2 protein-coding genes and 1 tRNA gene are annotated in these 2,035 nt (G+C 71.3%); 1 reads left to right on the plus strand and 2 read right to left on the minus strand.

What is annotated here, in order from left to right:
- Window positions 1–119: 119 nt before the first annotated feature.
- The gene (gene ribB / locus C466_RS15100) at window positions 120–869 is read right to left on the minus strand and encodes a 3,4-dihydroxy-2-butanone-4-phosphate synthase (RefSeq protein WP_004598735.1); all 750 of its coding nucleotides are present in this window, start codon (window positions 867–869) and stop codon (window positions 120–122) included.
- Window positions 869–1,627, minus strand: coding sequence for a DUF120 domain-containing protein (locus C466_RS15105; RefSeq protein WP_004598736.1), 759 nt, complete (start codon window positions 1,625–1,627; stop codon window positions 869–871). Before C466_RS15105 ends, ribB begins: the two co-directional genes overlap by 1 nt.
- Window positions 1,628–1,886: 259 nt before the next feature.
- On the opposite strand from C466_RS15105, the gene C466_RS15110 reads away from it, so the two are divergent.
- A tRNA-Ala gene (locus tag C466_RS15110) sits at window positions 1,887–1,958 on the plus strand.
- Window positions 1,959–2,035: the final 77 nt, after the last annotated feature.

Raw genomic sequence — 2,035 nt, forward strand, 5'->3', positions numbered from 1 at the left:
CCTCCCCAGCCTCGTCGGTCGCCGTCGCTTCGCTCGGCGACCGACTCCCTCGCACGCGCTGGCTCGCGGTCGCCGAGGGCGACCGCTCGCAGGCGCGCGCCGACCGCAGCGGCGGTCGATTATTTCAGCGCCTCGACGAGGGCCGCGCCCTCGACGTACGGGATGTCGCGGCGGGCCGCGTAGGCGGCGGCGTCGGCGGGCGAGAGCGCGTCGCCCGTCTCGTCGTCGAGCATCTCGCAGACGACGGCGGCGGGCGCGGCGCCCACGGCCTCCGCCATCGCGAGGCCGAGTTCCGTGTGGCCGGTCCGCCCGGCGAGGCCGTCGCGATCGCCGCGCAGGACGTGGACGTGGCCCGGGGCGCGGAACTCCGCGGCGAAGTCCTCGGGGCCGTAGCCCGTCGGGTCCTCTCGGACGCGGCCGGCGGCGTTCGCCACCTCGACGATGGTCTTCGCGCGGTCCGCGTCCGTGATCCCGGTGAACGTGTCGCGGTGGTTCACGGGGAGCGAGAACGAGGAGCGGTCGTCGTAGTCGGGGTCGTCGTCGACCGCGGGGTGGTCGAGCGCGTCCGCGAGGAACGGCAGGTCGAACGCGTCGCCGACCGCGTCGCTCACGGCCACGCAGATCAGGCCGCCGGCGTCGTTGCGCATGTGCGCGACCGCGGCCTCATCGACTGCGCCCGCGGGGTAGACGATGTCCGTCTCGCCCTCGCGGTCCGCGAAGTCGTGGACGCAGACGGGGTCGCCCGCGCGGAACGCGTCGAGCGCGCGCTCGACGGAATCGCTAGTCTCCGCGGCGTCCGCCTCGGTGGCGTCGGCCTCGCCGGCCGCGCCCGCGTTCGCCTCCGCGTCGGCGTCGACGTCGGCGCGCATCAGGCGGCCTCCGTCTCGACCGCGGTCGCTTCCGGCTCGTCCGCGCGCGTCGTCGGCTCGACGCGGACCTCCACCGCGTCGCCGTCCGCGAGGTCGAGCGCGTCGCGGAGCCGGTCCGGCGCGATCAGCTCGAGCTGGTCGTCGTCGTGGTGGGTGCGGTCGGGGACGATGGCGTGGACCGCCTCGTAGCGCTCGCCGTCCGCGACGAGGGTGACCCCGTAGCAGGTGGCGGCGCCGTAGGTGCGGTCCTCGCCCTCCCACGCGTCGATGGGGACGGCGTCGATGCCGGCCATCTCGCCGCGCCGGCGGACGCTCTCCTCGGTGAGGTCGACGTTGAGCGTGCCCGGGAACGGGTCGTAGCCGAGGCGCTCGCGGAACTGCTCGGCGTACCCCGGCAGCGTGATGTAGTGGCGCCCCTCGCCCATTCCGCCGGTGACCGAGCCGCGGAGCGAGAGCTCGACGTCCGACTCGAACAGGCGGCGGTAGTCGGCGTACTCCGCGCGGAGCGCGGCCTCGCCCGCGTCCGTCACCCGGACCCACTGCCCGTCGCTGACCACGTCGCGCTCGACGTAGCCCGCGGATTCGAGCGTCTGGAGGCGGCGGGAGGCGGTCTGCGTGGAGGCGTCGAGTCGGTCGCCGAGCGCCGCGCACGACACCTTCGTCTCGGAGAGGCCGCCGACGAGCCCGACGTGTTTGAGGGCCGCGAGCGCGGCCGGGTCCACGTCGGTGTCCGCGTTCGTCGCCGTCGCGTCTGACATACGATACGGTCGGTCGTCCGCGGGCAAAAGGGTAACGAATATGGAACGCATCTCAAAACCGTTAATCGGTCGGAGGAACCGACCGAAGACCGCTGGAATTGTTGGTTCCCGCGCTGGATATGTAATCCCGTCGGTGCCGGTCGGCTTCGCGCCGTCTCCAATGTTTCCCCGAATCGGTTCGGTTCTCGGATGTGAGCGTCTCCCGCACCGGTCAGCGAAAGGTAAGGTACAAATACGAACGGGGATTGGTTCGTGATGAGGGCTCGTAGATCAGTGGCAGATCGCTTCCTTCGCAAGGAAGAGGCCCGGGGTTCAAATCCCCGCGAGTCCATCTGAATTTTACTCAACTCCGCAGGACCAGAGAGTTGGGTCTCGCGCGTTCTCGTGCCGGTTTAGCTTGCTAGTATA

Origin of the sequence: Halorubrum distributum JCM 10118, assembly GCF_000337335.1 — an archaeon.
Taxonomy (GTDB): Archaea; Halobacteriota; Halobacteria; order Halobacteriales; family Haloferacaceae; genus Halorubrum; species Halorubrum distributum.

Bases quoted from the DNA above. Each gene is read 5' to 3' on its own strand.
- C466_RS15105 (WP_004598736.1), bottom strand. From the start codon at position 1,627: ATGTCAGACGCGACGGCGACGAACGCGGACACCGACGTGGACCCGGCC.
- ribB (WP_004598735.1), bottom strand. From the start codon at position 869: ATGCGCGCCGACGTCGACGCCGACGCGGAGGCGAACGCGGGCGCGGCC.